At 45.9% G+C, this 26,981-nt stretch carries 26 protein-coding genes and 6 pseudogenes; 22 read left to right on the top strand and 10 right to left on the bottom strand.

What is annotated here, in order from left to right:
* The first annotated feature begins 309 nt into the window (after positions 1–309).
* The 5 genes and pseudogenes from R0134_RS16165 to R0134_RS16145 all read left to right on the top strand — a co-directional run bounded on the left by R0134_RS16165 (position 310) and on the right by R0134_RS16145 (position 3,339).
* A complete protein-coding gene (locus R0134_RS16165; RefSeq protein ID WP_319784494.1) occupies positions 310–618 on the top strand; it encodes a hypothetical protein in 309 nt (102 codons plus the stop codon).
* A 572-nt stretch (positions 619–1,190) separates the two neighbouring features.
* Positions 1,191–1,802, top strand: a complete 612-nt coding sequence (gene mobI, locus R0134_RS16160; protein WP_319784493.1) for a conjugative transfer protein MobI(A/C) — start codon at positions 1,191–1,193, stop codon at positions 1,800–1,802.
* A gap of 616 nt (positions 1,803–2,418) precedes the next feature.
* Positions 2,419–2,854 (top strand): annotated as a pseudogene (locus tag R0134_RS16155) (IS5 family transposase); the annotation flags it as partial.
* A gap of 59 nt (positions 2,855–2,913) precedes the next feature.
* A pseudogene (locus R0134_RS16150) lies at positions 2,914–3,042 on the top strand (type II toxin-antitoxin system RelE/ParE family toxin); the annotation flags it as partial.
* Between the two features lie 12 nt (positions 3,043–3,054).
* Entirely contained in the window at positions 3,055–3,339 is a 285-nt protein-coding gene (locus R0134_RS16145; RefSeq protein ID WP_319784492.1) for a HigA family addiction module antitoxin, read from the top strand.
* Positions 3,340–3,425: 86 nt separating this feature from the next.
* Here R0134_RS16145 and R0134_RS16140 read toward each other — a convergent pair.
* Positions 3,426–3,806 (bottom strand): annotated as a pseudogene (locus R0134_RS16140) (ISAs1 family transposase); the annotation flags it as partial.
* A 400-nt stretch (positions 3,807–4,206) separates the two neighbouring features.
* Between R0134_RS16140 and iscB the strand changes: the two are divergent.
* Complete coding sequence (iscB, locus tag R0134_RS16135) at positions 4,207–5,532, top strand: RNA-guided endonuclease IscB (protein WP_319784491.1); 1,326 nt, start codon at positions 4,207–4,209, stop codon at positions 5,530–5,532.
* Here the strand turns inward: iscB and R0134_RS16130 are convergent.
* The gene (locus tag R0134_RS16130; protein WP_319784490.1) at positions 5,498–5,773 is read right to left on the bottom strand and encodes a group II intron maturase-specific domain-containing protein; all 276 of its coding nucleotides are present in this window, start codon (positions 5,771–5,773) and stop codon (positions 5,498–5,500) included. The two genes, iscB and R0134_RS16130, sit on opposite strands and share 35 nt — an antisense overlap.
* A gap of 494 nt (positions 5,774–6,267) precedes the next feature.
* On the opposite strand from R0134_RS16130, the pseudogene R0134_RS16125 reads away from it, so the two are divergent.
* The 8 genes and pseudogenes from R0134_RS16125 to R0134_RS16090 all read left to right on the top strand — a co-directional run.
* Positions 6,268–6,664, top strand: a pseudogene (locus R0134_RS16125) (RNA-guided endonuclease InsQ/TnpB family protein); the annotation flags it as partial.
* 1,139 nt (positions 6,665–7,803) lie between these two features.
* On the top strand, positions 7,804–9,726 hold the full coding sequence (locus R0134_RS16120) for a replication initiator protein RctB domain-containing protein (RefSeq protein ID WP_319784489.1): 1,923 nt from the start codon (positions 7,804–7,806) through the stop codon (positions 9,724–9,726).
* A gap of 539 nt (positions 9,727–10,265) precedes the next feature.
* Positions 10,266–10,986 (top strand): annotated as a pseudogene (locus R0134_RS16115) (IS5 family transposase).
* 184 nt (positions 10,987–11,170) lie between these two features.
* Positions 11,171–11,401 carry a TA system antitoxin ParD family protein gene (locus R0134_RS16110; RefSeq protein ID WP_319784488.1) on the top strand — a complete coding sequence of 77 codons (231 nt, stop codon included), beginning with the start codon at positions 11,171–11,173 and terminating at the stop codon, positions 11,399–11,401.
* A complete protein-coding gene (locus tag R0134_RS16105) occupies positions 11,376–11,699 on the top strand; it encodes a type II toxin-antitoxin system RelE/ParE family toxin (RefSeq protein ID WP_319784487.1) in 324 nt (107 codons plus the stop codon). The genes R0134_RS16110 and R0134_RS16105 overlap by 26 nt, the downstream gene beginning before the upstream one ends.
* Before the next feature lie 492 nt (positions 11,700–12,191).
* The gene (locus tag R0134_RS16100) at positions 12,192–12,491 is read left to right on the top strand and encodes a type II toxin-antitoxin system HigB family toxin (protein ID WP_319784486.1); all 300 of its coding nucleotides are present in this window, start codon (positions 12,192–12,194) and stop codon (positions 12,489–12,491) included.
* A 10-nt stretch (positions 12,492–12,501) separates the two neighbouring features.
* Entirely contained in the window at positions 12,502–12,867 is a 366-nt protein-coding gene (locus R0134_RS16095) for a transcriptional regulator (RefSeq protein ID WP_319784485.1), read from the top strand.
* Positions 12,868–13,374: 507 nt separating this feature from the next.
* Positions 13,375–13,932: a tyrosine-type recombinase/integrase gene (locus R0134_RS16090; RefSeq protein ID WP_319784484.1), complete on the top strand. Its 558-nt coding sequence runs from the start codon at positions 13,375–13,377 to the stop codon at positions 13,930–13,932.
* Between the two features lie 877 nt (positions 13,933–14,809).
* On the opposite strand, the gene R0134_RS16085 is transcribed toward R0134_RS16090, so the two are convergent.
* The 4 genes from R0134_RS16085 to R0134_RS16070 all read right to left on the bottom strand — a co-directional run bounded on the left by R0134_RS16085 (position 14,810) and on the right by R0134_RS16070 (position 18,265).
* Complete coding sequence (locus tag R0134_RS16085) at positions 14,810–15,100, bottom strand: hypothetical protein (RefSeq protein ID WP_319784483.1); 291 nt, start codon at positions 15,098–15,100, stop codon at positions 14,810–14,812.
* 266 nt (positions 15,101–15,366) lie between these two features.
* Positions 15,367–17,190: a GGDEF domain-containing protein gene (locus R0134_RS16080; protein WP_319784482.1), complete on the bottom strand. Its 1,824-nt coding sequence runs from the start codon at positions 17,188–17,190 to the stop codon at positions 15,367–15,369.
* 340 nt (positions 17,191–17,530) lie between these two features.
* Positions 17,531–17,686 (bottom strand): hypothetical protein, encoded by a 156-nt coding sequence (locus R0134_RS16075; protein WP_319784481.1) that lies wholly within the window; start codon positions 17,684–17,686, stop codon positions 17,531–17,533.
* 15 nt (positions 17,687–17,701) lie between these two features.
* A complete protein-coding gene (locus R0134_RS16070; protein WP_319784480.1) occupies positions 17,702–18,265 on the bottom strand; it encodes a recombinase family protein in 564 nt (187 codons plus the stop codon).
* A gap of 322 nt (positions 18,266–18,587) precedes the next feature.
* Here R0134_RS16070 and R0134_RS16065 point away from each other — a divergent pair, with 322 nt between their 5' ends.
* Positions 18,588–18,845 (top strand): hypothetical protein, encoded by a 258-nt coding sequence (locus R0134_RS16065; RefSeq protein ID WP_319784479.1) that lies wholly within the window; start codon positions 18,588–18,590, stop codon positions 18,843–18,845.
* A 626-nt stretch (positions 18,846–19,471) separates the two neighbouring features.
* Complete coding sequence (locus tag R0134_RS16060; protein ID WP_319784478.1) at positions 19,472–19,627, top strand: hypothetical protein; 156 nt, start codon at positions 19,472–19,474, stop codon at positions 19,625–19,627.
* A gap of 478 nt (positions 19,628–20,105) precedes the next feature.
* On the opposite strand, the gene R0134_RS16055 is transcribed toward R0134_RS16060, so the two are convergent.
* Positions 20,106–20,912, bottom strand: coding sequence for a hypothetical protein (locus R0134_RS16055; protein WP_319784477.1), 807 nt, complete (start codon positions 20,910–20,912; stop codon positions 20,106–20,108).
* Between the two features lie 122 nt (positions 20,913–21,034).
* Between R0134_RS16055 and R0134_RS16050 the strand changes: the two genes are divergently transcribed.
* Both R0134_RS16050 and R0134_RS16045 read left to right on the top strand, forming a co-directional pair.
* Entirely contained in the window at positions 21,035–21,259 is a 225-nt protein-coding gene (locus tag R0134_RS16050; RefSeq protein WP_319784476.1) for a TraY domain-containing protein, read from the top strand.
* Positions 21,243–21,551 (top strand): type II toxin-antitoxin system RelE/ParE family toxin, encoded by a 309-nt coding sequence (locus R0134_RS16045; protein ID WP_319784475.1) that lies wholly within the window; start codon positions 21,243–21,245, stop codon positions 21,549–21,551. Before R0134_RS16050 ends, R0134_RS16045 begins: the two co-directional genes overlap by 17 nt.
* A gap of 202 nt (positions 21,552–21,753) precedes the next feature.
* Here the strand turns inward: R0134_RS16045 and R0134_RS16040 are convergent, their stop codons facing one another.
* Positions 21,754–22,347: a hypothetical protein gene (locus R0134_RS16040; RefSeq protein WP_319784474.1), complete on the bottom strand. Its 594-nt coding sequence runs from the start codon at positions 22,345–22,347 to the stop codon at positions 21,754–21,756.
* A 325-nt stretch (positions 22,348–22,672) separates the two neighbouring features.
* Here R0134_RS16040 and R0134_RS16035 point away from each other — a divergent pair, with 325 nt between their 5' ends.
* On the top strand, positions 22,673–23,008 hold the full coding sequence (locus R0134_RS16035; RefSeq protein WP_319784473.1) for a type II toxin-antitoxin system RelE/ParE family toxin: 336 nt from the start codon (positions 22,673–22,675) through the stop codon (positions 23,006–23,008).
* Positions 23,005–23,292: a NadS family protein gene (gene nadS, locus R0134_RS16030; RefSeq protein ID WP_319784472.1), complete on the top strand. Its 288-nt coding sequence runs from the start codon at positions 23,005–23,007 to the stop codon at positions 23,290–23,292. Before R0134_RS16035 ends, nadS begins: the two co-directional genes overlap by 4 nt.
* Before the next feature lie 742 nt (positions 23,293–24,034).
* Here nadS and R0134_RS16025 read toward each other — a convergent pair.
* Positions 24,035–24,544, bottom strand: a complete 510-nt coding sequence (locus R0134_RS16025) for a hypothetical protein (RefSeq protein WP_319784471.1) — start codon at positions 24,542–24,544, stop codon at positions 24,035–24,037.
* Positions 24,545–24,826: 282 nt separating this feature from the next.
* Positions 24,827–24,943: pseudogene (locus tag R0134_RS16020) on the bottom strand (ISAs1 family transposase); the annotation flags it as partial.
* Between the two features lie 412 nt (positions 24,944–25,355).
* Here R0134_RS16020 and R0134_RS16015 point away from each other — a divergent pair.
* Both R0134_RS16015 and R0134_RS16010 read left to right on the top strand, forming a co-directional pair.
* Entirely contained in the window at positions 25,356–26,366 is a 1,011-nt protein-coding gene (locus R0134_RS16015; RefSeq protein WP_319784470.1) for a tripartite tricarboxylate transporter substrate binding protein, read from the top strand.
* Positions 26,367–26,464: 98 nt separating this feature from the next.
* Positions 26,465–26,980, top strand: a complete 516-nt coding sequence (locus R0134_RS16010) for a tripartite tricarboxylate transporter TctB family protein (RefSeq protein ID WP_319784469.1) — start codon at positions 26,465–26,467, stop codon at positions 26,978–26,980.
* The last annotated feature ends 1 nt before the right edge of the window (position 26,981 follow it).

Below are 26,981 nucleotides of genomic sequence, written 5' to 3'. Positions count from 1 at the left end.
ACCTTTAACATTAAATAGTTCTTACGTGACCATGTTTCATTAGGATATAAATCACTGAGTGATCATATATTATTACAGTCTCTCCTCATACAACTGCAAGACTTTTCATTCACAAGTTGACATTAATGTTTTTATTAAAATATTGCTTACGGCACCCCATACAAAAAAACCTTACCATTTACTTTCCACTCACACTAAGAAATAGAATAGCATATTGAAAACATATAACTTTAACGAGTATGAACTTATCTTAACTAATCATTTTTACTTAATTTAATTTTTAAATTAATATATATTTCCTAACTGTTATTGTGTATCACAGCACACAACACCATTACCTTATTGTGTGTCACAGCACACAACGCCATTACCTTATTGTGTGTCACAGCACACAACGCCATTACCTTATTGTGTGTCACAGCACACAACGCCATTACCTTATTGTGTGTCACAGCACACAACGCCATTACCTTATTGTGTGTCACAGCACACAACGCCATTACCTTATTGTGTGTCACAGCACACAACGCCATTACCTTATTGTGTGTCACAGCACACAACGCCATTACCTTATTGTGTGTCACAGCACACAAAACCACTATCAAAGTCATACATTAAGGAGGCATATCATTTTTATTTTATCACTGCCATCTATGATAAATATTAAGTTGCGGCCCACATAATGGGGGTGGTAGCGCACTTTTTTAAAATATTAGTAAGCAGCGTTTTGTTTTACATGAAAATAATACAGCGGCCCACATAGTGGGGGTGGTAGCTTGCTTTGTTAAAATACTAGTAAGTAGCGTTTATTTTACATGATAATAATGCAGCGGCCCACATAGTGGGGGTGGTAGCGCGCTTTTTTAAAATCTACTAAAAACCATTGTTTTTGCTATATATATAAATAACACTGCGGCCCACATAACGGGGGTGGCAGGTGAAAATAACTCAACGTAAAATATGGAAAAAGTAGTTGCGGCCCACATAATTGAGGGTGGCTACACATTTATTGTTAAAGAATAAAATATAACCATTAATTCAGTGTAAAAAAAACCTTATTGTGTGGGCCGTAGCTTCTGCCACCCACAGAGGCAATATAGTGGTCCGCGTATTGCGCTTATTTAATAAAAGCGGTTAGAATGAAAATTAAACAAAGACAAGCCGGCACAAGAATAAATTAGGAGTAAATTATGGAGTCAGTGGATTTGCAGCTACGGGAGTTAAACCGGCTGATCACCCTTTCGAAGGCTAGCGATGATTCAAAAAATGAAGCTGCGCTTGAGGCTAGGGGGCAGCTAAGTGATAAATCTTTGCATGAGGCGCAGCTAGAGTTTGTGTATGATCAAATCTGTAATCTCCAGCAGGAATTACACATTCTCCATCTTCAGGCGCTAAGGTATGCTGACTCGTTTCACCTTGAGAAGCGGTTCAACCCTGATAACAAGGGTAATCTTAGCGTTCGAGTGAGGCTACGACCGGGGGTAAAAGGAAACTTTGCGAGCTTAACTATCGCGTGGTCTAAATTTGAACGAAGAGCGTCTGGTGTTGTTTTCTCAAGATATATAAAACGAGGATCCTCTCTTCAGTATCCTCAGTCTGCTGCGAATAAGTGTAAACAGTGGGAAGTGGAGATGTTCAATGTAATTGAGCCTGAGTTTGCTGCTATAAGGAAACAAAATGAGACAATAGGTAAAACTAGGCGCCTATTAATTGACAGAAGAAACATTCTTCTTCACAAGATAAGGACCATTGAGGTTAATGAGATGAGATATAAAACTTCTCAGTTAAATGATGGCACCTAAATCTAGTGATTAGTTACTTTAGTTTTTTATCTTATAGCTACACTTACATTAACTTTTTATTCTCAAGACAGATCAATAAATGCGCTATATACTATTAATTTTATTGTATTATCTATCGTGCTCTGCTTCACTACGAAATAGTTAAAGCTTTGTTTTTCGCCACCACTCTGCCCGCGACCCAAAAGTGCCACTAGAGACATCAGCACCTCTTATCTGTAGGTGGCTAAGGGTGGCTAGGCTAGGGCCCACTCTTGGTGCGACACAGGCTCTCTAGTGGCTTATCAATTGTGCATTGAGGAGGAGCTTAGTCAGTGCAATAGTTTTTTTAACATAGGTTAGCTAGGTAGTGTTACAAATAGCAAATACCTACTATTAATTAAAGCATGAGCTTTACTGTAAGGTTTTAGTGATTAAATTCCCCCTTGCGGGGTTAGTGTAAATAATACCCTCTGTATTTTTGGAGATAATTAATCTTCCCCAACATTGGGGTATGTAACAATAAATTTAATTTTCTTCTGTTTTTTATAAAATACATATTATATTACTGTGCAATGTTAGAGTCGCGTAGCCAGCCTTATTTATGACCTTGGTTTACCACATCATTAATATGCACAATCGTGTCCATCAACATGGAGCCGCTAAAAAAAAGAGCAAAACGCAGAAGCCATGGGTAAGACTAACGACTAAAATCCATGCTGCCGTTGGCGCTTTAGGCAACCCCGTGCGCTTACTGTTAACCCCAGGGCAAGCCTCAGAATGTGGCCAAGCGGAGGCATTGTTGGATGGTTTTACGCCTGGCTGACAAAGATTATGATTCAGATGCGTTTGTTAAAAGCATTGAAGGTGTTGGAGCAGAAGCGGTTATTCTCTCAAAAAGAAATCGACTGCAGCCAAGGCCGTTGGATCTGCATGTTTATAAAGATCGCAACTTGGTTGAGCGTTTCTTCCAAAAGTTGAAGCAATTTCGTCGTATAGCGACTAGGTACGAACGACTGGCAAAAAATTACCAGTCAATGTTGAGCCTAGTGTCAGCCGTTATCTGGCTGGCATAATTGAGAATGCACCCTAGCAGTGACCCCGTGCAGCGGCAGCGAAACGAACGATGTCTAGATTTAAGCTACTCCAGCTGAAAGGTGAGCTGAACGGGTACTGGTCAATCCGGGTAAATGGCAACTGGCGTGTGACCTTTCGGTTCATTGGAGTGGATGTTGAATTGGTCAATTACGTCGATTATCACTAGGGAGAACAGACCATGATGATTACCCCCCCGCACCCTGGCGAACTGCTGCGTGAAGATGTAATTGCTGAGTTGGGCCTGTCCGTCAAGGAAACGGCGGAACGACTGGGCATGTCCCGTGTAGCTTTGTCCCGTGTATTGAATGGCCGAGCGGCGATCAGCCCTGACCTTGCTCTCCGTCTGGAGATAGCAGGAGTGAGCACGGCCCGAGCTTGGCTTGCCATGCAATTGAACTACGACTTAGCGCAGGCTAGTCAGCACACGCAACCACCGATCCGAGCGTTACAGCCAGTGGGGTGATACTTTAGCCCGGCTTGATAAGGAAAACCGCCTCATTTAAGGCGGTTTTTCTGTTAATTAGGATTCAACTTTATTGTCAGGCCACATTGACAGCCCATAGCATCAATGGATATCAAGCATCCCTTGATATCCAGAAGGTTGAGTAATGCAGGAATGGCGGTGATTTCGTTCGAATTGGCATCAGTTTTTAATTGGCCCATGACCACACCGTTGGCGGAGGCAAAGGCGCTGACCATGTGGATGGTTGGTTGCCTGTTACCTCGATGGTAAGAGCCGCACAGTACCTTGCCATCAATGGCAATTAATTCACCGTGGGTACGTTCATTGACGGATTGAGCCCAATGAATAAAGCACTGCTGGAACTGGGCAGGCTCAAGACGAGACACAATACGTGCGATAGTATCGTGCACCGATGCCCCACCAGGGAACAGCTCCTTTTTCTGGAGCCAGTCCAAATGGACTTCGCCAGAATAGTGAGTAGGTCGAGGGAACGTCCCCTTCAGCCTCTTGCAGAACGGTACGTGAACCTCTCGATTCATACCGCTTCCATCATGCAAACGCAGTTTCCAGTCCTACTCTCCAATGAGCACACAGATGCGGCATCCGCTTTGCCGGTCCTTCCGTCAATTACCCGCCCCTGAAGGGGCAGGCTTGTAAAAGCCTGAGTTGACCAGACTCAGCACCTTTGGGTGCTACGTTAGGAGAGAATACATAGGCACCGTGGGATGACACTCGCCAGTCCCACGCTCTGCGGAGTACGATTAAACAGGCTTAACGGGTCTAGCCAGTGTCGTGCTCATTAAACCTCTCACTAACTTTGTCGAGGCGTACTTTACTCGCATTACGCGAAGATATTTAGGTAACTAAATGCACCGAACCTTAGTGTTAGATAACAATAAACAACCGCTGATGCCCTGCCACCCAGCACGGGCAAGAGCTTTGCTGAAAAACGGCAAGGCGGCGGTGTTTCGGGCCTTTCCTTTTACCATTATCTTACTGGAAAGAGTGGGGGGTGAAGTTCAGCCACTGGAAGCCAAGCTCGACCCCGGCAGCAACACCACGGGGCTGGCACTGAACTTACACGGTAAACACGGCATTAAAGCCGTGTGGGCGGCCAACTTGAATCACCGTGGCCACGCAATCAGTGCCGCGCTCATCAGCCGTGCCGCCAACCGTGGCAACCGACGAAGCCGTAAAACCCGCTATCGTGCAGCCCGATTTGATAATCGCACCAAACCCAAAGGCTGGTTGGCCCCCAGCATTCTAAGCCGGGTGTATAACGGTGAAACGTGGACACGCAAGCTGATTACCTTCAGCCCCGTGACCCACATCGTGGTCGAAACGGTGCGCTTTGATATGCAGAAAATGACCCATCCCGACATAGCTGGCGCTGAGTATCAGCAAGGTGAACGAGCAGGGTTTGAGTTGCGGGAGTATGTGCTGTTTCGTGACCGCCACACTTGCCAGTATTGCCACGGGGCCGCCAATGACCCGGTGCTGAATGTCGATCACAAACATCCGCGCTCAAGAGGCGGCAGCAACAGCGTGAAGAACTTAATTACGTCCTGCGTGACCTGCAATCAGCACAAAGATGCGCACTCACTCGAAGACTGGCTGGCGCTCAATAAGCAACACAAAAGTAAGCTGGCGCAAGCCCGAGTTCAGCACATTCCGACGGTGATGGCGGGTAAATTTATGTCGATGCGGGATGCAGCGGCGGTGAATGCGGCGCGATACCGATTGGGTGCGGCGGTGAAGCAGTTCGGCTTGCCCGTGACGTTCACCAGCGGTGGCCAGACCAAGTTCAACCGTACTCAGCAAGGCTACGGCAAAGAGCACTGGGTCGATGCGGCTTGTGCTGGGGATTCCGGCGCGAAGGTGTTTATCGGTAAAAAAATAAAACCCCTGACTATCTCAGCCAAGGGTCACGGCTCGCGGCAGATGTGCCGAGTGGACAAATACGGGTTTCCCCGCACGGCAGCGAAGCAACAGAGCACGGTCAAGGGCTTTAAGACAGGGGATATGGTTGCGGCCACTGTGCCCAGTGGCGTCAAAACGGGTAGTTATGTCGGTCGCGTGGCGGTAAGAGCGAGTGGCTTCTTTAATATCACCACTCAAGGTGGCACCGTCCAAGGAATAAGTCATAAACATTGTCGCCTCATACACTCGGGCGATGGATTTCAATACAACTAAGGAGAGAGCGGATTCCTCCCTGCCCTAAAGAACAAGGTATCCTCCGCCAAAAAGTGATGAACTGGCAAGCACGGAGTTTATGACGCTGAAGGCCCTTGTACTTGCGTCTGGTCCATTTGACCAAGGCAAGGTTAAGATGCCGATCTATCGCCTTCATGGCTGACTTGTGAAACCGTGCATAATAGTTAATCCACCTATAAACCATGGGGTTTAACCACTTCGAAATTTGATGGATGCTCATATCAGTCCGCCACCCTATTCGTAACTTCCTCAGCTTCGTTCGCATGGCTTTGAGTGCCGATTTACTCACCGCCCGGCGTGAAACTCATGAAGATGTTTCCTGCAGACGGTTGTGCACTTCTCGCCCTGAACGTATAACCCAGAAAGTCGAACTGCTGGATGTCGTGATTACCTTTTCGAACGTTACCCTTACAGTAAACTATCTTCGTCTTCTCTTGATGGGGCCCCAGTCCACAGACTTTAAAGCGGTGCTTTAGCCTTTCCAGCAGTTCCTATGCTTGCCGCTTGCTTCGACAATGAACCAGTCCATCGTCAGCATATCAGCACCAAGGTACTGTCGGATGATGCAGCGTGAGCCATTTATCGAACACATAGTGTAAGAACAGATTGGCCAATACCGGACTAAGGACGCCGCCTTGCGGTGTTGCTTTGCTCCCTTAACATACCGTCGGGCATCAACATCAGAGCAGTTAACCAGCGGGTGATGTACATCCTCACGCCAAGATCTCCGATTGCCGTCAAACGGCTTGCACAAACTATCCCGGAAAGTGAAAAACATGATTCGCAACCGCAGATTGAGCAAAGCCATTGCCGATGTCAGCTGGGGCGAATTCGTGCGCCAGTTGTTCTACAGGGCGGAATGGGCCGGGCGCTCACTGGTCACTATTGACCAGTGGTTCCCCAGATCCAAACATTGCTCAGGTTGAGGGCACACGTTATCGTCGTTGCCGTTGTCGGCCAGGGCGTGGGGCTTCCCGAATACGAGGTTATCCACAACCGTGACATTAACACTGCAATTAACATTAAAGCCGCCGGGCTGGCGGTGTTAGCCCTTGGAGAGGATGTCTATATCTGCGACATGGGACCAGTCTCCGTGTCCTGTTCTCGATGAATTAGGAAGCCCCCTCTTTCAGGGAGGGTAGCAGCCAACGTTGAACATTGAATGGGGTGACAAATATTGGTAATCGACGCTTCGCAACACACCTTCATCGGTATAACAGCCTTTTTCCTACTACATAACCAACTATAGGAGTCGTAAACTCATTGTTTCGCCACCACTACCGGCCCCCTTCTCATTTATAAGCTGTCCCCGCCATTTTCAGGTGAGACTTCACTCATTTATGGGCTGTCCCCGCCATTTTCAGGTGAGACTTCACTCATTCATGGGCTGTCCCCGCCATTTTCAGGTGAGACTTCACTCATTCATGAGCTGTCCCCGCCATTTTCAGGTGAGACTTCACTCATTCATGAGCTGTCCCCGCCATTTTCAGATGAGACTTCACTCATTCATGAGCTGTCCCCGCCATTTTCAGGTGAGACTTCACTCATTCATGAGTTGTCCCCGCCATTTTTAGGTGAGACTTCACTCATTTATGGGCTGTCACTGCCATATTTAAAGTAGCCATGTTTTACTCATGAGCTCTTAATTTCTCTCTTAACCCGCTGTCAAAAATTATAGATAGCGATAATCACCCATATAATTTGTCATTATCCTCATTATTAAAACTTAGTAATCGCTCAAAAAACAGGCAGCCGAGCAACAAGCAGCCTGTGATTAAGCTGTTAATAACATGTTCGTAAGCTGGTGATATCATGTTATATGATGAGCTGTCACTGACAATTTAAGACCTGTCCCTGCAAGGATTAAGAGCTGTCATTGCCAGAGATAAGAGCTGTCATTGCAAGGGATAAGAGCTGTCGCTGACATTTTAAGACCTGTCCCTGCAAGGATTAAGAGCTGTCATTGCCATAAAACAAGCAAATAACACTAAGAAATAAATGATTAAATATAAATAATATCAACTACTTAAGTTAATTCGTCACCAGCGACACTGACAAATGTTTTTCACCCTATCAGTATCATTAAGAACATAGTTAACTTAAGAACAAAGATCATTTAATAAGTAAGTGAAATAAATTATCTCAGCTCATTTTATCTAGTGACAACTTTTTGCAAAACAGGCTTCACAAACCATTCCCGATCGCTTAGCATTCAAGCGATACGTTAATGATGCTGTGGACGGTTAAATAATGATGGACGGCCCTAAGACCTACATTAGCCTTGGCACGGTAAAAGTTGATGTAGATACTCTCTTGAACATGTTTGGTAATGCTACCAAGGCAACCAAAGGGCTGATCACCAAAACTTTTCGTGCAGCACACCAGCTCCCATTAGAGCCTGCATCAATAGGCCTGCATAAAAATACGCTCGTTGCCGAACTCAGCATGGTCTCACAGCTACTGCAAATCCAAAACAAGTCGTTGATACGTCGCTTGAGCAGATCGTCTATTTTCGCAAAAACTGATAGTGATCATGGCACCGTCTGGATACTTGAGTACGACAATGAAACTGGAAGTTTAGGCGCTGATCACTCGCAACTAAAACGCAGCGTATCGCTCAATGCTAGAAAATCCGTTGAAGACAAGCACAGAAAACGTCCACCGCTAAAAGACTGCCCTGATATGAACTTGATGGTTAGCCTGCCACTGGGTGATATATCAGCCTTGTCTGTGCCGTCTAAAACAATCGTCCATACTCGGCGATTTATGATCAACATGGGTAAAGACAAAGCAGTGGTGCTGGCATCGGGTGGCAACGGCATCATAGACAAAGATGACATGAAGACCTTGTATGCCCTGATCTCACAAACTATTCAGTACCACACTGTCTACCAAGGATCTTTTAGCAGAGACGGGGAAATGTCCAATAACGTCACCCCCATATATGCTGACACTATTTTAAATATCATCGGCAGAAAGCAAGGTGACGTGGCTAATAGAAAGTACTTGTGGAGACAGATAGTAAAAATTAGAACTACGGAATATGATGTTCATTCCTTAACGCCTTTTTTTGATGACAATGACCGAAGTTTATTTAAGAATAACCAGTTTCGTTTTATCATTGATACGCCATCTTTATCAGAAAGTGCGCTCGATTTGGCTAACGATCAAGATGCATCGCCTTCTGTTTACGAAATAATTTGGCATCCTGTTGTTTTTAAAGCGATATTTAATAATAAGTCGTTATTTGCTTTTCCTGAAAGCGTATTTAGAGAGCCAACCCAAATATTTAGCCTCTATTTAGAGCTAAGAAACAGAATGCAATATGCAGGGCCCGCCGGCATTAAGATAAACAAGCAAGAACTAATGGATATCTTGCTTGATGGCGGCTGTGAGTACGACTTTCAGAAAAGTTTTTTCTCCTCTTTCGCTAAAACTGCAAGTAAATCATTGAGAGAAGAACTTAAAAAAGCCCGCGATCAGGCAAAAAGATTAACTCCAATCGAAGTTGAACGAGATTTCTTTGGTTTTAATATCACGCTAATAGTAACAGGTAAGACCACCTTCTCCGAAATGATTATCACCTTTATCTTAAAAGATGTACTGCAACATTGTGGTGTGAAAATGAACACTAGAGGGGGAAATTCAAGCCCCTCATTGCCGAATAAGCTTTATTCTACGGGGCAAGCACTGAGCAAGTTGAACACTAAAGAGCCTGTGCCAGCAAAAGAACTAACGGGTATGCAGCTCTGGCGTAAGGCTAAAAAGATATTTGACGCTATAAATGCTGTGTTAGAAAGAACGCCCTACGCGCTAAGACTAACCGTTGAGTCCATAGAGCTAGATTTAATTATAATAGATACCACGGGTGATAACACTATAGTTGAAACCTTAGCTTCAATAGAGCAAAGGTTTTCTATCGACCCAAGTGAAGTAAGTCAATATCTGATATCAGCCAAAAATGGCCTTCGCGGTTTATCATTTAATTATAAGCAGATCACTAAAGAGCAAGTCATTGAATTGAGAAGGGCGCTAAACAAGGAAGGCCGGCAGATGTCTATTGAAGAGATGGTCTATCACTTAGCTACTAACGACTTACTAAGAAAGCGAATAGCCGAGCACGGTGTTACCCCAGAGACTGTCGATGTTATTTCTTACATATTGCCAGCATAAATTTATTTGTTTTATCTCTTAGATAATTTTTTAGTTTTTTAACTGTTATTTTAAACTCACTATGTAAAAAGCCAAATGCCTGCACTATTTCTAGTGAGGCATTTGGCTTTCTACATCCCTTTTAAGTTAGGGCGGCCTTCAGAGCGACCGGCGATAGAGTTTTTTACATAAACCTTTATTAGGGTCTGTTGACGATTGTCGACAAGCTATTGATAGTACCGACATTCCGCACCTAATTTCTAGATTTAAAATTGAGATTTACATCACAATTTTTTCGCTAGGTACAGAATTTAGATGACATCTAAAGTGGCGTCATCTAACAATATCCGGTTACACTGTTTTTTATCCCGAATAGGGGAGCTAAAGAGCATGCTCTACCATCCCACAACTCGATTTTACACTCTGATTTCAAAACAGCCACTTTCCTCATCTTCTGCAAATGTGTGGGCATCTTCGTCGAAAATAAACATTAAAACCGGTGCGGAATGTCGGATAGTAAATAGAAAACTCGTATTGTTCAAGTTATCACACTCTATTCGATGCCCCAATTACTGCTCACTGATGAGATCTGTTCGAAGCTACGGAAAATTTTGCTGCAAGAATCCATCTGTGACAAACGTGATTTACGTATGACGGTAGAAGGTATGCTCTATCGCATGCGCACGGGTTGTCCTTGGCGGGTCTACCCACCGTCTTCGGAAGCTGGAGTAAGGTTTACAAGCGCTTTAACGCCTGGTCAGCAGCAGGCAAGTGGCTCAGGATCTTCAAAGCGCTGGTGGTTAAGCCAGACATGGAGTTGATGGCACCTATGTCAAGGAATATCAACATAGTGCAGGGGCAGGCCATAGGGAAAAGCCGGGCAGGTAACACAACCAAGATTCATCTGGCCGTGGATGTCTATGGCCTGCCCATCGAATTCGATGGGCAGGCGGTGACGTTCACGATTGTAAGGCCGCGCCGGAACTGATTGCCAAGCTGCCGGCCACACAAGCCATTATCGCGGACAAAGGCTATGACAGGGAACCGCTCTGGGAGCAGATTGCATCACAAGTCGCGCAACCCTTCATCCCCAGAAAGCGCAATTCCACCAAAGGTAACGCTGACCTGGATAGAGGTTTGTATCGTTATAGCCACTTGGTGGAAAACGCCTTTGCTCGGCTGAAGCATTATCCGGCCGTGGCGTCGCGCTTCGACAAACTGAAGCGGAATTACGCAAGCACGGTGGCCATGGCCTGTGGGTTTCTATGGCTGCCCATGTGAAACTTCAACATACCCTAGCCATTATGATCTCGAATATCACCATGAGGCTGACACCTATCTACCTGGGCGCCACTGAGCTGTGAGCACCTTTACTCGCACGCACAAGCCCCCTTTGCTGCGCCTTGCATTGATAAGCGACAAAATGTCGCATATAGTTGTAGTAACTTAAAAGGAGGTGCTTCATATGGCCCAATCAATAAGACTAGACGCGGAATTTGTTTCTGACGTCAAAGTTCACGCTCTTGTATCACACCGCTCCGTTCCAAAGCAGATAGAATACTGGGCAAAAATCGGCCAGATGGTCGAAGAGAATCCAGACTTGCCATTTAGCTTTGTGAAGGATGCACTGCTTGCGACTCAAGAGGTGAAATTAGGAAGAGTAAAACCTTATGTCCGCAGAACAAAACGAGATTGATGTTTACCAAACAAATCTATTCAGTAAGCAGATTGGCAAGTTAAGCGACAGCCAAGCCAAAGTTGTAGAGGATGAAATAGATAAGGTTGTTGCTAACCCCTCCATGGGTGAGCAAAAGGTAGGTGACTTGTCCCACTTGTGGGTGCATAAATTCAAGGTTGGCGAGAGCCTGGTCTTGCTAGGCTACAGTTGGATTGAAGATAAGTTGGAGCTGTACTTACTAAACATAGGTTCCCATGAAAACTTCTACCAAGAAGTTAAAAACCGGCGCAAAGCAGATCTTAAATTCATGAAATAAACCGAAATTTCAGCAACAAATCTAGGGCAGGCTAGCTTGGACAGTGGCCTGCCCTTATTTACGATAACTTACCGTAAGGGGCCTAAAGCTGCGCCCCGAACTATGCCCCTCTGCTTTCACTTACTAATAGGCGTATTTTAGTAAGTGAACGGCCTCTCTGGTCATCATGACCACACCGGTAGTACGCGAAACGTGTACCAAACCAGCACCCAGCAGCACTGCCTCATATGCGTCACCAAATTGGCCGAGGATGGTTAGCGAGCTCTGTTAATACCAACATTTACAGTCTTGGTAAAATATTGCCTGTTTTGGGGTAGCACTTAGCTAGCTGAGCACAGCACCCCGCAACTATCGCAACACCACGCATTACTGAAAAGCTGCCTTTATGTCTGTACCAACTTAAATCCCAGCATCAGAAGCTTAACCAAAATGGTTAATTAAACTTGCCCAATCCTGTATAGTTAACCAAAATGGTTAAAGAGAACGCCACCGATGAGAGTTTTATCACGAGGCACACTAAGAGATTTTTGGGAAAGACCGAACCGCGAAGATTCAGAGCAGCCATTAAAGGCTTGGTACGACGAGGCGAAAGCAGCCACTTGGGAAACGCCCCAAGCAATCAAGGCTGCTTATGGCACGGCTAGTATCGTCGCTAACAACAGGGTCGTGTTTAACATCGCGGGCAACAAGTACCGCTTAGTGGCGGCGATAGACTACCCACGGCAATGGTGCTTAATCAGATTCATTGGCACACATGCCGAGTACGACAAGATTGACGTCACGAAGGTTTAAGGAGGTCACTATGAGAATTACACCTATACGCACCGAACAAGACTACGAAGCAGCAATGGAGCGCATTAGCGAGCTGTGGGGCGCACCAATAGGCACGACAGAAGGCGATGAGCTTGAGGTTCTGGCGACACTTGCAGAGGCTTTTGAAGCTAAGCATTGTCCCATTGCCGCGCCCGACCCAGTGGAGGCTATTAAGTTTAGAATGGAGCAGCAGGGTTTAACCCCTAAAGATATGGTGCCGTTTTTTGGCAACCGCAGTCGAGTGTCTGACGTTCTAAACAGAAAGAGAAAGCTAAACTTAAGCATGATCCGCAACCTATCAGACGGACTAAAGATCCCCATTGAAAGCCTGATAAGCGATTACAGCATAGCTTGATAGTAGAGCGGGGGCAGGACTTCCCCCACCTTAAAAGCTGCTACAATCATTTTGTAATCTATAATTCATCACTCCTGTGGATTACGCTGTGCGGCGGTGTGTCGTCCAAAACTTACCGCCGCGCTTCTTCGTTTGCTCTTGTTCAAGTGCACACTGGATCAACTTACTAGCAAGCTTCCCATAGGTGAGTTTAATCAGCGCTGTGCATTACGACTTTTTCTTGGCTTCCTCAAACACCTCTCATTTATCCACTGGTAACGCTATGCGGATGTGCTTTCTTGTCTCTACCATTTAACTAATATCACATTGATTGCGACCTGCTTAGAGTAACAACCCCACCGAACTGCCAACACCTTGCCATTGTTGAGTAACGGGATTAACCTCTACTACACAGAATAGTATTGTGTGTAGTAGCTAAGCCTTGCACTGCATGGCAGACGTTACATAAAAACAGCTCTATTACACACAAAGCGTAATTTAAGCTCATTGTGTGTAATAGGAGGCGACATGATTGAAGTGGCGGCGGTAAAAGATAAAGCCATGGTTAAGCGGATAGAAAACCTGCTTCGTGATAAGTCGGATATTTACGGCGATGTATGGGCCATCGGTTTAAATATGGCACTTAGGATCAGTGACCTGCTTAGTCTGACTTTCTCGGATGTGACTGGCGAGCGGGTGGCGATCGCGGAAGGCAAGACGGGAAAGAAGCGGATTATCAAAATTACGCCCAGCGCACGGGCCATCATAGAAAAGCGTCGAGCGGCGAACCCTGAGCACGTTTATTTATTCCAGTCGGCTAGCAACCGTTCAAAAGCACTCGGTAAACCTATCACCCGCTTTGCTGTGGCTAAAGCATTTAAGGAAGTCGGGGAACGTAACAGCGTACAGGTAAATATTGGCACTCACTCTATGCGTAAAACTCGGGGCTACTTCATGCACTCCGCCGGTGTGCCCATTGAGCGGATCGCGGCAATGCTGAACCATTCCAGCCCGGCTACAACTATGCGTTACATTGGTTTGGATCAGGAAGTGCTTGATAAGGATTACGACGACTTCGACCTGTGAGGCTTGCGGGTAATTCCTTTTAGCCGTGCTGTATGTGAATTCTTTGTACAAAAAAACCAGATCCGCGACGTTCTGGAAGACTATGGTGCGCGTCGCACGCTAGACCGTATGTGAGATTTCTCAGTTCGGTCTAACCGTCACAGCAAGGAGGGTAACAACGACTTGAATCCAACCCCCTCGGCCACGTAATCAGGACATGGTGACGACCAAGGGAAATATTTTGCATAGTATTCTGTATATAAATATTGATAAGTTTATTTTAATAACGCCGTGCACTTTGGATTATACTACTCTTTGTATTTACTATTTTACTGATAACCATAGCGCAACATTTAAATGGCGGTTGAATATGAACAACGACGTGAAATGCCCTTATTGCTCGGAACCAATTAAATCTGACGCAATAGTTTGCAAACATTGCAAGACTGTCATCAACAAACACAAGTTCGAAGAGAGAAACTTAAAGCGCTGCTTATCTTGCACCTCCATACTGTCTGAAAAAGACTTAAAAGAAAATTCTACTATATGCTTGGTGTGCACAGACAACTCACTAAAAGAAGAATCTCCTATATATTACTTCTTTTACAAGTACATATTAACATGGCCATTTGCCATCATAGCTTTTATAGTTTTTGCTATAGCAACTAAAGATCCTGATACGGGTATTAATTGCAGCAACTCAGGCTGGGTAGGCTCAGGTAGCAGCGAGCGCTGGTCTGACACCCAATACCAACAATGTATGAAGAATCATCGAAACAAGGCTGCAATGATGAGACTCGAAAACCAAAAATGATTTTTAAATATAATATAAATTTACGCTAAGGCTTACACACCAACAAAAAAATTACTGATGTGTAAGTCTGAACTTTCCCGATTTTCAATAACCATCTTTTTCACTAAGCCAGTCTTTTTGATAGCCTTCCATTAGTATATTTTGAAGCTGTGCTGAACTGACTCCATACCTGCTTTTTATTATCTCTTCAGATTGGCTTTTACCATACCCACCATCTTGCAACGTCACTAGAGCATTAAATATCACTTTTTTCCTCCCGTCAGACATAGCTATCACACTAGAAGCATCTTTAATCCCAACGTCGAATTCTGCAGCAGGAAGAGAGTGCGCGGACACCGAAAAAAACAAGCATATAATTGGTAGTTTTATTTTCACAGTTAATCTCACTTAAGGATAAAACGAGACAATACCAAGGCTAAAAAAAACCTCCATACATAAAGCTATATATCAGAGATTAAGTTTTAAAAAATCTCGTCAACTACCGATAATACGGCGTTATGTTCAACAACTACGTACCAGCATGGTTGCTAAACATACAAAAAAGGCCGCTCTAGGCGGCCTTTAAAGTCAGATTTATTCCTTTTAATTTGGAGCCAGAACTCCAACTATTACCCCTCACATAATGGTAGTTTGTGGGAGCATTACTCGGCTGTCAGTATGGCGGGTAGTGCCATAAATTCAGCCAGCGGCACCGGCCTAGAGAAATGAAAACCTTGCAACAGATCGCAGCCACGCTTTATCAAATACTCCTGTTCGGCCACGGTTTCCACTCCTTCCGCCACTACCTGCAGACCTAAGTGGTGCGCCATGGTGATAACGCCTTGGACGATAGCGGCATTATCTCGATTATGGTCGATACTCTGGATGAAGCTACGATCCAGCTTGACCTTGTTAATCGGTAGCTTACGCAGATAGCTGAGGCTGGAAAAACCAGTACCAAAGTCATCGATAGCCACCAGCACGCCAAGGTGGCGCAGAGCTTTCAGTTGTTCGATAGCCTTATCGGCACCCGACATCAGCACCCCTTCGGTCACTTCTAGCTCCAACAGGTATGGCTCCAAACCTGTTTCTTCCAGCACTCGCTGTACTTCCAGAAAAAATCCGGCACGGCGAAAGTGTACTGGGGAGATATTGACCGCCACCCCAATCCGTAGGGATGCTGGCCGGCTGGCGTTAATATCCACAGTATCCAGACAGGCCTGACGTAATACCCACCGATCGATGCCGATGATTTGCCCAGTCTGCTCCGCTAGGGGAATGAAATCATTGGGTGGCACCATGCCCCGCTGCGGATGATCCCAGCGCACCAAAGCCTCGATGCTTCGCACCTTACCGGTACGCGCATCCACCAATGGCTGATAGTAAACAACGAACTGCTCGCCTTCTATCGCTTCCAGTATTTCCCGACGCAGGGCAATATGATCGCAAATCTGCGAGCTGATGTCGCCGCTGTACAACTGCCAAGTATTGCGTCCCTGAAGTTTGGCTTCGCGCATGGCAAAGTGTGCGTGCTGAATAAAGACCCAACTCTCCCGACTTGACTCGCCACTGGTCGTAATGCCAATACTGACGCTGATATGTAGTTGGTGTTCGTCGATGGTAAAGGGCCGAGACAATAGGGTGAGTAGGCTCTCCGCCGCTTGAATAATATCTTCTTGCTCTCGGTCTAGCAGTAGCAGGCCAAAATCGTCGCCGCCTAGCCGGGCAACCATATCTTGGGGTTGCAGCCAGGCGAGCAGCCGCTCGGCAACGGCCTGCAGCAAACGGTCGCCAATATGATGGCCGAGACCGTCGTTGACACTCTTGAATCCGTCCAGATTAATCACCAGCACCGTAATGCGCCGGGACTGATGGCTAAACAGCTGATAACTATATGCCAGCTGCGTTTCAAAGGCCGTTCGGTTCAGCAGGCCGGTCAACTGATCGTGAGTGCGCTGAAAATTCAGTTTTTGCAGGTCGCGTTGACGTGCAATGGCAAGGGCCAGCAGTCCTGCAGCCTGAATTAGGCTGGTTTGCTCTTTGTGCGTCGGCACTCTGGGATAGCGATAATAGGTAGCAAACGTGCCCAACAGTTCGCCATCGGCGGTCAACACCGGGGCCGACCAGCAGGAAACCAATCCTTCCAGGCGGGTATATTCAACAAAAGTAATCCAGTTGATATCCTGCTCGATGTCATCGGTGATCACTATCTCTCTACGATAGGCGCTCACCCCGCAGGTTCCAGAAGTGGGGCCGACCGGTACTTTCTGGATTCCCTGGTGGTAAGTGTCGGACAGGCCGTTACTGGCCACGATACTGAGGGTATTATCCTCAGGATCTAGCAGCATGAAGGACACCAGTGCATCGGGCAGTTGTTGAGTCACCATATCGATAGTGGCCGACAGGATATCGCCAAAGGGGGCGCGGTGGGCTATTTGGTTATGAATGCTCTGTTGCGCGGCAAGAGCGTGGAGTTCTTGTTTCATAAAAACTTGAATCCATTATAAAAAAGATACAGAAATTTCCTGCTTCACGAGCTGCATCCTAAACGATAAGTGTATGAAATAAATATAAATTCATTGTGGCCTGAGATTAATAGCCTGAGACGATAACGCTGCCCATAACTATCAACTGAACATACCAAGCGATATAATCCGTGAGTCCGGTTTTATTGGTTTTTCCAGCCAAACACGGTCTACTCAGGTAAGGAGACTCACGGCATAAAAGATCGCCAGCAAGTGCCTTCCCACTGCCGACAATACGGAGTTGTGTTTAACCATGTGCCAAAAGCGCTGTGCCAGGCAGAGCTTCGGGGGTTACGTTGATTCAACCTGCTGCGTATAGCGTGCACTCGTCTAGGTTTAGGTTAAGCCGCTGCATATCTTCAAAAGTAAAAATACCCGCTTCGTTTTCCTTCTGCGTGTAGCCGAAAGCGTTTTGTAGCCAATACCCTTTATCGCTTTTGATGTGAAATTTACGCATGATCATTTACTCCTTTTATAAACCGATACGCTCGGCCAGTCGGTACACGGTAGAGCGGCCAACGCCTATTTTTTTAGCTATGGCTGTTTTGCTCTCGCTGGCTTTTAATAGCTCGATTATTTTCGCTTCTTTCTCGATGTCACGAGGGCGACCTAAGTGCTTTCCCTGCTCCTTCGCCTTGGCGATGCCTTGTGCCTGCCTAGACTTGATATTGCTTCGCTCCAGTTCGGCCACCGCTGCTAGCATGGTTAACATGGCCTTACCGATAGGCGTCCCAACATCAAAGCCCTCGCGCTGGCTAGTAACGTGTACGCCCTTTTCCTGTAATAATTCCACTGTGTTCAATACGTCCAAAGTAGAACGGCCTAAGCGGTCAATGGCAGCAACGATTAGCTGATCGCCTTCGCGTAAATACTCCAAACAGGCTTTAAATGATGGTCGCTGCATGGCCGCTACCGTTCCGCTTACTGCGTCATCTATAAACCAACGGTCTATTTTATAAACTTGTTCAATCTGGTGTTGCTGCGCGCCTGTGCTTTGCTCGCTGGTACTTACTCTGGCGTAACCAATAACGGCCATAATGTCCTCCCTGCTTCTGCTTCAAAAGGTACCAAAATCATTATAAGACAATAAACATGGCTTTAGCGTGCTGCACGCCACAGTTTCAAGGGTGCTTACGGGGTGTTTTTGGCATCCCATAACGTGTACTTTTTGAGACATACATTTGGACGACAGAAGTACTTATCACGCTTGAGGTAATTAGCAACTGTGGCCCCGTTTTAGATAATACGGCGTTATGTTCAATCAATGTGCCCATAACGCCCGTTCTGCACTTGCAAAACCCGCTTTTTGCCCTACCCTGACACCTCAAATCTTAAATTTGCACAGGTGAAACACCAATATGCGTTTAGACCAACTGCGACTGCTGTTTGATGCCGGCGACTTACAAAGCTGCGTCTTGTTGCCGGCCTTGCTTGAATCGGGGCCCACACCACGCTGGAATCTGCACGTTAAGCGCCGAAACGGCGCCTTAGTGGCGCTGTGCTTGAATAGAAAGGTAAATGGGGCAGAGCAGGCGCGGATTTTTCATTCGTTGGACGCGGCGTTCCAGGCGGCGCGGGAAATTGGCTTCATCGAAGCGCGGGTGCGCTGCGGGTAAAACCACAAAGGACAGGGGGTTGGGGGGGGGTAGAAACTAACATATTATCCCTACGGCAGAACACTCAACCTGACACCTCTAATCGGGGTAGAAACCAAACTCCACAGCTGGCTATAGCAAAGTTAACTTTCACAATATAAATATAAGTTAATGATATATAAGGAAATTACATTTAATACCTACAGGTTTTATGTGACTTGCGGCGCCTTAAAAAAGCGATTCAAGTTTCTACTTTTGTTTTTTGCAGCAAAAATGTCAGCCCCACAATCATCTGGCGTGCGCTTGTGGGGGGGGGTGACAAATCGCCGTGTTGAGCGGCGAGAACTGGCTTCATGGAGGCACAAATAACGAACACAAAATGTACTCAGGCCGGAACGCCTAACTTAAGCACTTGATAAAAAACAATAAAAACTTTGTTTCTACACTGACTAATTGCGGTAAAAATGTCACACAACTCACTCCCGCTGATGCTCCTCACGGCGATTTGTCACCCCCTACAGAAGAGCTCAAGCTGACATTACCATGGCCATGGCGGTATAAATCAAACTCCGCGGGTGAAAACCGCAAGGAAAAGAGGGTCGGAGGAGTAGAAATGATCTACTATTCCGGCACGGATGCCGTCAATAATGCACATGCCAACATCATTAAAACCCTTTTTTATCAACATCTTACAGCTCTATTCCGGCGTGGTTGCCGTTGGTGAATATAGCGATAAAAAAGGGGCTGCATCACTCTATTCCGGCACGGACGCCGTCAATAACGCACACTACCAAAAACATTAAAACCCTTGTTTATCAACATCTTATAGCTCTATTTCGGCGTGGTTGCCGTTGGTGAATATAGCGATAAAAAAGGGGCTGCATCACTCTATTCCGGCACGGATGCCGTCAATAACGCACACTACCAAAAACATTAAAACCCTTGTTTATCAAAACCTTACATCTATATTCCGGCGTAGTTGCCGTTAACGGGCTTAAAAAGCGCGTAATTGTGCATTTTATAAGCGAAAGCACGCTACTTAACCCGAATTAAAATTTCTACGTCTGTGAATTGCGGCAAAAATGTCACCACACTATCACCTAGCGCGTGCTTGTGGGGTGCATACGCGCATAAAACCTAATTAAGCGAGGGAACCCCCCCGTTTTTTCACACAGCGCACCCCTGCAAACAGGAACAAGCACCAACACATTTATAATATAATAGGTTTAAAACCTATTATAATTCATCGTGAATGTTCATTCCCAACACCGGAGCGGACGGTTAACCGCGGCCAAAAAAGGTAAATTCGGCCTCAATCGGCAGCTCAATGGCGGTCGCGGTGGCACTCAATTGGTGCGGTCGCGGCGCTTGCGGCGTCGCGGTGACCACCTGCGGCGAGTCATTGCCCAACAGCACCATCAGCCCCAGTTTAACCCGTGTCCCCGCCGATTCCCCCACTCGGCGAATACGCGCCCGATATTGTGAGCCCGTAAACTTTCGCGCCTGAATGTTCGCGCATCCCGTCACCTCAAGCAGCTCTTGGCTGTCCACCGTCAGCGTTAACACGATGGCCGGTTGCCCAAATCGACCGATTTCCAGCGCTTCATCTATCGCGGCGCTGCTTAACCCCCACGCGATCAAGGCCTGTTGTTCCAGTGTAAATTGCGCTAACAGCGCCGCTTGCGCGGCTTTTTCTTTCGGCCACTGCGCCGTTTTTAGCCGTAACGCTTCCCCAGGCACGACCGCTTTCGAGCTGTGCGCCGTGTTCACGCTGATATTCACCTGCTCTACGCCGTGATACACACTCGGCCACCGGACCGGCAGTTTACCCTCGGGAGCCGCAGCAAAAAACGCCTCCTGTAAGTGCTGTATTTGCTCCATCAGCTCCCGTTTAAGCGCGGTGGGCACCACGATAATGCTGCGTACAAAGCGCGGCGGTCGCGTCAATAACGCCCCGTTAGCGGTGCGGTGCTCGCTATAGGCGGGATATTCCCCGAATACAGCCTCAGTGCAGCTCTGCTCTAGAAAAGCATAAAAGGCTTTTTCTGCCGCGTAAAAGTGCCGCCATGCGGCCTTATTGTCACTCATTCTCCACCCCACTAATTATAATATAATAGGTTTTAAACCTATTATATTATAATTATGTAGATTGCGCATGTCGGAAAAATCACCGACACTAAACGCTATACACGTATAGCAAAGGAGCTATCATGCTAGCAATTCGGTTATCTCAAGACATAGAGCAGCGATTGGCGAATTTAGCCGCCATGACTGGCCGAACCAAAACCTATTATGCACGGGAGGCTATTTTGACCCACTTAGAAGACTTAGAGGATTATTACTTAGCCGCTGATGTCAGTGCCCGTATCGCGCGAGGCGAAGAAACCACTCACAGCACCGAAGAGGTAAGGGCCGCGCTTGGCTTGGACGATTGAATACTCAAAACAGGCTCTCAAAACGCTAAAGAAAATGGACAAACAAGCCGCGCGGCGCATCGTTGATTACCTCACCGTTCGCGTGGCTCCCCTCGAAGACCTGCGCACTTTGGGCAAAGCGTTGAAGGGAGAGCTCGGGGAGTTCTGGCGCTATCGTGTTGGCGACTACCGTATCCTGTGCGAAATAAAAGAAGGAAAAATGGAAATTTTAGCGGCCACCATTGGGCACAGAAAGCAGGTGTATGAGAATAATAAAATAGGTTTAAACCTATTTAATTATAATTGTTATTAGAAATAGCGCTTTAGTGGCGCTGTGCTTGAATAGAAAGGTAAATGGGGCAGAGCAGGCGCGGATTTTTCATTCCCTGGACGCGGCGTTTGCCTCCGCCAGGGAAATCGGCTTTATCGAGGCACGCGTACGGGCCTGAAATAAATGAAAAAAGTCATGGGGGTCAGTTAGGGAGCTCATCAAAAACTACAAGATGAGTGGCGGGCTACTTTCCTATATCCGAATGGTCAGTCCCTCCCAATCCATAATGATTCATCCCTGTGCCATGATGCGAGTTCCATCTTTTTTTAGCGTAGGTGTGGTCTTCAATTTCATAAGAAGTATCGCTATCCATTGAAACCCGCCCCACTCTAATTCCAGAAAAAAGATCGCCAATTGCAAACAAAACAGAAAACCCTATATCTCTGAATAACATGTAGAAATACAGCACTGAAAACTTTGGCCCATCTCCTTCTGCAGGAATATTCATCCCCATCATGCTAGCAAAACTACGCCAGTTTCTTATCAGCAGTGACAAAAGTTCACCACACAAAACGGTGACGACAATAAGAGCGTTCGTTTCTTCCGGCACGGATGCCTCAAAAAAGGTGACTGCGATTACTACATAGGTAATCACTCGTACAAGCCAGCTAAACGGAAACACTAGCAGGATAGTTAGTGAGCCAATTATAGAAGCGACAAACTGGACACCATCAAAACCATAATTGAGATAAGCCACAGTAAGCACTGAAAACATGATGACAAGCATCACTAATGCAAACCGCGGGTTTATGCGTGAGTGTGTTTTTTCGTCTGACATGAAAAATTCCTAATCATAAATTAACTATATTACACAACATTACCACTGTTCGTCGTTTTGCGAGCCCTCATTAATCAGCTCTGCTCAGGAAGTAATTACTGCCCAGTAATTAGCCTCATCGAGGCGCGTGTACGTACCTTAAATCATTTTTTGCGAAGGATTTGGGGCTGCTCGTGCGCGTATGAGAGGCAGGGATAAGCTATGCGTAATCCATGGGGTTCAACCTGTGAGCCCCAGAGTGTCATACGAAATTTCCGGTTATTTACGCATGCGCAAACAAGGTGTACCATGTACACTTAATACAATTAAGTAAGAAATCCGCTTAGTGAGTCATGCTATTGAGTTCGTAGAAACTCCAATGTTTACCAAGCAGATCAAGGAGCTTGCCACAGGCGACGAACTAAAAGATTTTCAAATCGAGTTCATTACGCAGCCTGACAAGGGCGACATAATGAAGGACACGGGCGGCCTACGAAAGGTTCGGATGGCAGTGGGTAACAAGGGCAAAAGCGGTAGTGTTCGCGAGCTTTACGTCCTGACCCACGTCGATAGAATTTTTCTCGTGATGGTATATCCGAAATCAGTGAAAGACAGTCTCACGAAGGAAGATAAGGCCACACTAAAGAAACTCGCTCAATCACTGAAAGGAGAGGGAAAATGAGCTTTTTTAATGAACTTCAAGCCTCCTTTGAGGAAGCGGTAGACATTCAACAGAGCCGCAAAGAGCCCGCCCGTGTCACTCGTTACGAGATTGCCGACGTTAAGGCAATCCGTGAAGATTTACTGAAGGTAACTCAGGCCGAATTTGCCGCCACGATGGGCGTCAGCATAGACACCATCAAGAGCTGGGAGTGCAAACGCCGTAATCCAGCAGGGTTAGCCGCCAAGGTGCTGGCTACGATCCAGAGCGACCCGAAAGTGTACGTAGCGCTAGCCGCTCACTAAGGTCCGCAAGGGCCCTACTCGGGCCTTTTTAATATAAGTTTTCCGCATCGGCTCTTGGCTGAATATTTTGCGGAGCCCTGCCCCTATTTTTACGCAGAGCTGCGACTCTCTCGATGTTAAAACCAAATATTGAAGGGTTTGGTTATCATGATAACCAACTTAGTAAGGCCCTCTTTTATTAATGCTCACTCGTCTACGTCCCCATACCACTGTGCATCTGACTCTGTATTTCACTCCAGCCACGCGCGGATAACAGACATCTACGATACGAACTATAACCCTTCACAGTAGGTGCCCGTCCGGACCAGTGTTAGCGCGGTCTAGCGCGTTTTCATCCTAGCGTGAAAAACCAGAAATTCTAATCCTGACTTTCCGCGACGTGAGACGCTCGACCTCACGCACGCCTGCCTCGAACGTATCGAGTGCGAATAAAACTTACCTAAAAACTGTGGTTTTGAGCGCGTTATAACTAGGGTGCGTTCTCATTTTCATAAATATGCCTAGTCAGCTACCTTCAATATCAACATTAGAGGTAGCTGATGAAGAGATATTATTGGTTACGTGAAGATCAATGGGAACGCATTGAGCAACAACTACGGCGGCTTTAGAGCCTGTATATTAGTTATGTTTTACTGGCCAGATAGCGCTTAGTCAGTCTTAATGCTTTTGATGATGCACTCTCCTTGGGCAACAGGCCTGTGAGCTGTCGTTCACTGCGGCTACTGATTTCCCTGTAAAGATATCAGTTCTCTACCATCAGCTTGGCTAACTTAGTAAATACTGATGTCTTACTGCTTTCACTACTTTTGAGCATATCCAAGGTAAAGCTGTTTACATATGCGTTGGTAAGCGGATGGGTAAACACGTCTAGTGAATTACTATTTGCGTCCCAAACCAATAAATTCTCCACCAGTATTTGTTTTGAAATGGTTTTATTAGCCGGCTGTGCTGCTGTCATAAATACGTACAAGCCACTGTCATGTGGCTGTAGATAGATGTGGTGATGCTTTAATTTTGCTGACTTGGCCAGCGGATCATTTTTCGACCTGCTCTTTGCAATGTAGTAAGGCAGTACGTTCCAATGAGGCTTAGCTGAGCGGGTGATGGTGTAATCAGTAAATTTCTTACCATGATCTTCAGCCAGCGCTTTTTCTTCCTCCTGATGGGCATAAGCATCAACGACTCTGAATGCGGTCGGACCTATTATCTTGGGCCTTAGAGATCCCCTCATTTTAATAACAGATAGCGACATGTTCGCTACATAACCTAAATATTCACTAACCTCTGAATCTGCTGAGTACCGCATTGTCTCTAGGATGAGAGCCTTTTTTAAGTTGAGGTAGTTCCAGCGATAGTTTGGTTATTTTTTGCTACTCCGCTTTCAAACCTAGGCGTGGCGCGGCTCAGCTCAGATGAGGGGATGACTAAGGGTTTTAATAGCTGGCATATCTTTGTAGGTTAAAAACTAAAAACTAAAAGCTAAAAGCTAAAAGCTAAAAGCTAAAAACTAAAAACTAATGCGTTCGCCCTAGACTGTTGCGCCACTGAGTACGGCGGAAAACACCAGAAAAACGACATCAACCAAGTCGAGTTTAATATTAATGTCAGTGCTTGGATCTGGGATCTGGTTAAGGCGCTCAAAAAGGGTCATAAAATAGCTAGATTTAGAGAAATAGTAATGATCAGGTCACTGAAAGTAAAAATAGTTCAAAGCGTTACACTACCAATGGCAATCGGCGATTAAATACTGATAATTATCTACCAAACCTGTATGAAAACCACTTATTAAACCATAAAAAAATGTGAGATATCATCCTGAGGTTGTGTCATGTAACTTACTGTTTCTTGAACCGTATTTTTTTGTAAAATAAAATATACATATGAACCATTGTGAACCATTTGCGTTGCCAGTTTTGTTGTCCTATATATAACCCAGCAGATACTGATACATGCCTTGCGAACCAATGTAACCAATATCGCTATCTAAGTTAGTAACAATAAGTCGGTGGCTCTGGTGCTCTTGAAAATGCGCCAACTTTTCAATGACAACAATAGGAACTAACATGAAACGCTCAAATAATAAAACTACCACAAAACCCGCTCGGAACCTGTTCCGAATACTGTTGGCAGGCTGTTTATTAGGGACCACTACTTTTGTTCAAGCGAGCTATCCCGAACGTGCCATTTCAGTGGTGGCCGCTTATGCGCCAGGTGGATCTTCCGATATTGCTGCACGTACCTTTAGTCAAGCGTTAGAGAGGCAGTTGGGTACTAATGTGATAGTGGAGAACAAGGCTGGCGCTGGCGGAATTGTTGGCACTGATTACGTTTATCGAAGCAAACCTGATGGCTATAAGCTTCTCTTGGCGCGAGTGGCGGTGCTTTCCGTAGCCCCTGTAATGCAAGAGGTGCCGTATGATCCCAATGCATTCACGTACCTAGGAATGATTTCAGTGGATCCTTACACCTGTGTTACGGGTAAGGATAAGCCGTACAACAATATTGACGAATTACGAGCAGCTGTCGTGCAAACTCCAGGTAAGTTGACCTACAGCTCCTCAGGTAACGGCACTTTGACCCAGATAGCGACGATAGAGTTACTGAAGGCATTAGGCGCTGAAAACCCCCGCTTTGCTGCGACTCACATACCTTATCAAGGGGAGGGACCAGCATTGGCGGCAGTGGCTGGTGGGCACGTAGATCTTTTCTGTGGGAATTTAGCACCTATTCGGCCACAGATTGAATCTGGAATGGTCAAGGCGATTTTCATCACCGGTGACGAAAAAATCGAGGGGCTGGAAGATATTCCCAGCACTCAAGAAATTGGCCTTCCCGAGCTTGAAACCCTTGTTGGGTGGAGCGCAATCGTCGGTCCGCCCAATATGGATGAGGCTGCCAAGCAGGTGCTCATTGATGCTATGCAGGGTGTAAAAGCCGATGAAGAATGGCGCCAGCGCGTTAAAAACCTGGGTTCCATTGCAACAGTGTTGGAGCCTCAAGAAACCTATGATTTTGCTAAAGAGCAATACACACGCTTTAGCGCACTTGTCGAAGAGTTTGATCTGAAATTCTAATAACTATGTTATATCCCGATAGATCGGAGCGGGTTCAGAATTAAAATACATGAACTCTCAACCCTCCAATCTCTCATATAGTTGCAGAGGGAAAGGCAATGAAAATTGAATCTCGACGTGAAATAGCAATAGGTAGCGGGTTTGTTTTTTTAGGAACCCTCACGCTGTTTTTATTAGTACCTATGAGTATTAAAGAGCCCGCAAATGTTCATAATATCGCGCTTTCTCCCTCGATGTGGCCAAAAGCTATTAGTATTTCAATAATACTGTTAGGCGCTTTTGTTCTTATAAGCTCTTGTGTAGAACTATGGCGACAGAGAAAAAACTTATCACCAATCTTATTAAATTTTTTTAAGATTAATATAAATTTTAAGTGGAGCGGTTTACTGTCTGTTGCAATGCTAATTCCATATTATTTTGCTATTAGTTATTTGGGTCTATTATTGTCCTCTATACTGGCTGTTTTCGTTTATATGTTAGTTGCCGGTGAAAGGAATATCGTTACATTGCTTTTAGTATCTTTAGTTTTCCCTATCCTATTGACGCTGTTCTTTATAAATATTGCAGGCGTTATGGTTCCTTTAGGGCCACTAGAGCTATTAATAAAAGGATAAG

Source organism: Oceanisphaera sp. IT1-181, assembly GCF_033807535.1.
In the GTDB taxonomy this organism is placed as follows: Bacteria; Pseudomonadota; Gammaproteobacteria; order Enterobacterales; family Aeromonadaceae; genus Oceanimonas.
The sequence above is the reverse complement of the archived record's forward strand: the minus strand, read 5'-3'. Positions and strand labels throughout refer to the sequence as shown.

Excerpts from the sequence above, each read along its gene's own strand:
- R0134_RS16060 (WP_319784478.1), top strand. The coding sequence starts at position 19,472 with ATGCACATGCCAACATCATTAAAACCCTTTTTTATCAACATCTTACAG.
- R0134_RS16015 (WP_319784470.1), top strand. The coding sequence starts at position 25,356 with ATGAAACGCTCAAATAATAAAACTACCACAAAACCCGCTCGGAACCTG.
- R0134_RS16100 (WP_319784486.1), top strand. The coding sequence starts at position 12,192 with ATGAGAGTTTTATCACGAGGCACACTAAGAGATTTTTGGGAAAGACCG.
- R0134_RS16105 (WP_319784487.1), top strand. The coding sequence starts at position 11,376 with ATGTCCGCAGAACAAAACGAGATTGATGTTTACCAAACAAATCTATTC.
- R0134_RS16055 (WP_319784477.1), bottom strand. The coding sequence starts at position 20,912 with ATGAGTGACAATAAGGCCGCATGGCGGCACTTTTACGCGGCAGAAAAA.
- iscB (WP_319784491.1), top strand. The coding sequence starts at position 4,207 with ATGCACCGAACCTTAGTGTTAGATAACAATAAACAACCGCTGATGCCC.
- R0134_RS16110 (WP_319784488.1), top strand. The coding sequence starts at position 11,171 with ATGGCCCAATCAATAAGACTAGACGCGGAATTTGTTTCTGACGTCAAA.
- R0134_RS16145 (WP_319784492.1), top strand. The coding sequence starts at position 3,055 with ATGATGATTACCCCCCCGCACCCTGGCGAACTGCTGCGTGAAGATGTA.
- R0134_RS16090 (WP_319784484.1), top strand. The coding sequence starts at position 13,375 with ATGATTGAAGTGGCGGCGGTAAAAGATAAAGCCATGGTTAAGCGGATA.
- R0134_RS16065 (WP_319784479.1), top strand. The coding sequence starts at position 18,588 with ATGCGTTTAGACCAACTGCGACTGCTGTTTGATGCCGGCGACTTACAA.
- R0134_RS16040 (WP_319784474.1), bottom strand. The coding sequence starts at position 22,347 with ATGTCAGACGAAAAAACACACTCACGCATAAACCCGCGGTTTGCATTA.
- R0134_RS16070 (WP_319784480.1), bottom strand. The coding sequence starts at position 18,265 with ATGGCCGTTATTGGTTACGCCAGAGTAAGTACCAGCGAGCAAAGCACA.
- nadS (WP_319784472.1), top strand. The coding sequence starts at position 23,005 with ATGAGCTTTTTTAATGAACTTCAAGCCTCCTTTGAGGAAGCGGTAGAC.
- R0134_RS16025 (WP_319784471.1), bottom strand. The coding sequence starts at position 24,544 with ATGTCGCTATCTGTTATTAAAATGAGGGGATCTCTAAGGCCCAAGATA.
- R0134_RS16050 (WP_319784476.1), top strand. The coding sequence starts at position 21,035 with ATGCTAGCAATTCGGTTATCTCAAGACATAGAGCAGCGATTGGCGAAT.
- R0134_RS16010 (WP_319784469.1), top strand. The coding sequence starts at position 26,465 with ATGAAAATTGAATCTCGACGTGAAATAGCAATAGGTAGCGGGTTTGTT.
- R0134_RS16130 (WP_319784490.1), bottom strand. The coding sequence starts at position 5,773 with ATGAGCATCCATCAAATTTCGAAGTGGTTAAACCCCATGGTTTATAGG.
- R0134_RS16095 (WP_319784485.1), top strand. The coding sequence starts at position 12,502 with ATGAGAATTACACCTATACGCACCGAACAAGACTACGAAGCAGCAATG.
- R0134_RS16080 (WP_319784482.1), bottom strand. The coding sequence starts at position 17,190 with ATGAAACAAGAACTCCACGCTCTTGCCGCGCAACAGAGCATTCATAAC.
- R0134_RS16120 (WP_319784489.1), top strand. The coding sequence starts at position 7,804 with ATGATGGACGGCCCTAAGACCTACATTAGCCTTGGCACGGTAAAAGTT.
- mobI (WP_319784493.1), top strand. The coding sequence starts at position 1,191 with ATGGAGTCAGTGGATTTGCAGCTACGGGAGTTAAACCGGCTGATCACC.
- R0134_RS16075 (WP_319784481.1), bottom strand. The coding sequence starts at position 17,686 with ATGCGTAAATTTCACATCAAAAGCGATAAAGGGTATTGGCTACAAAAC.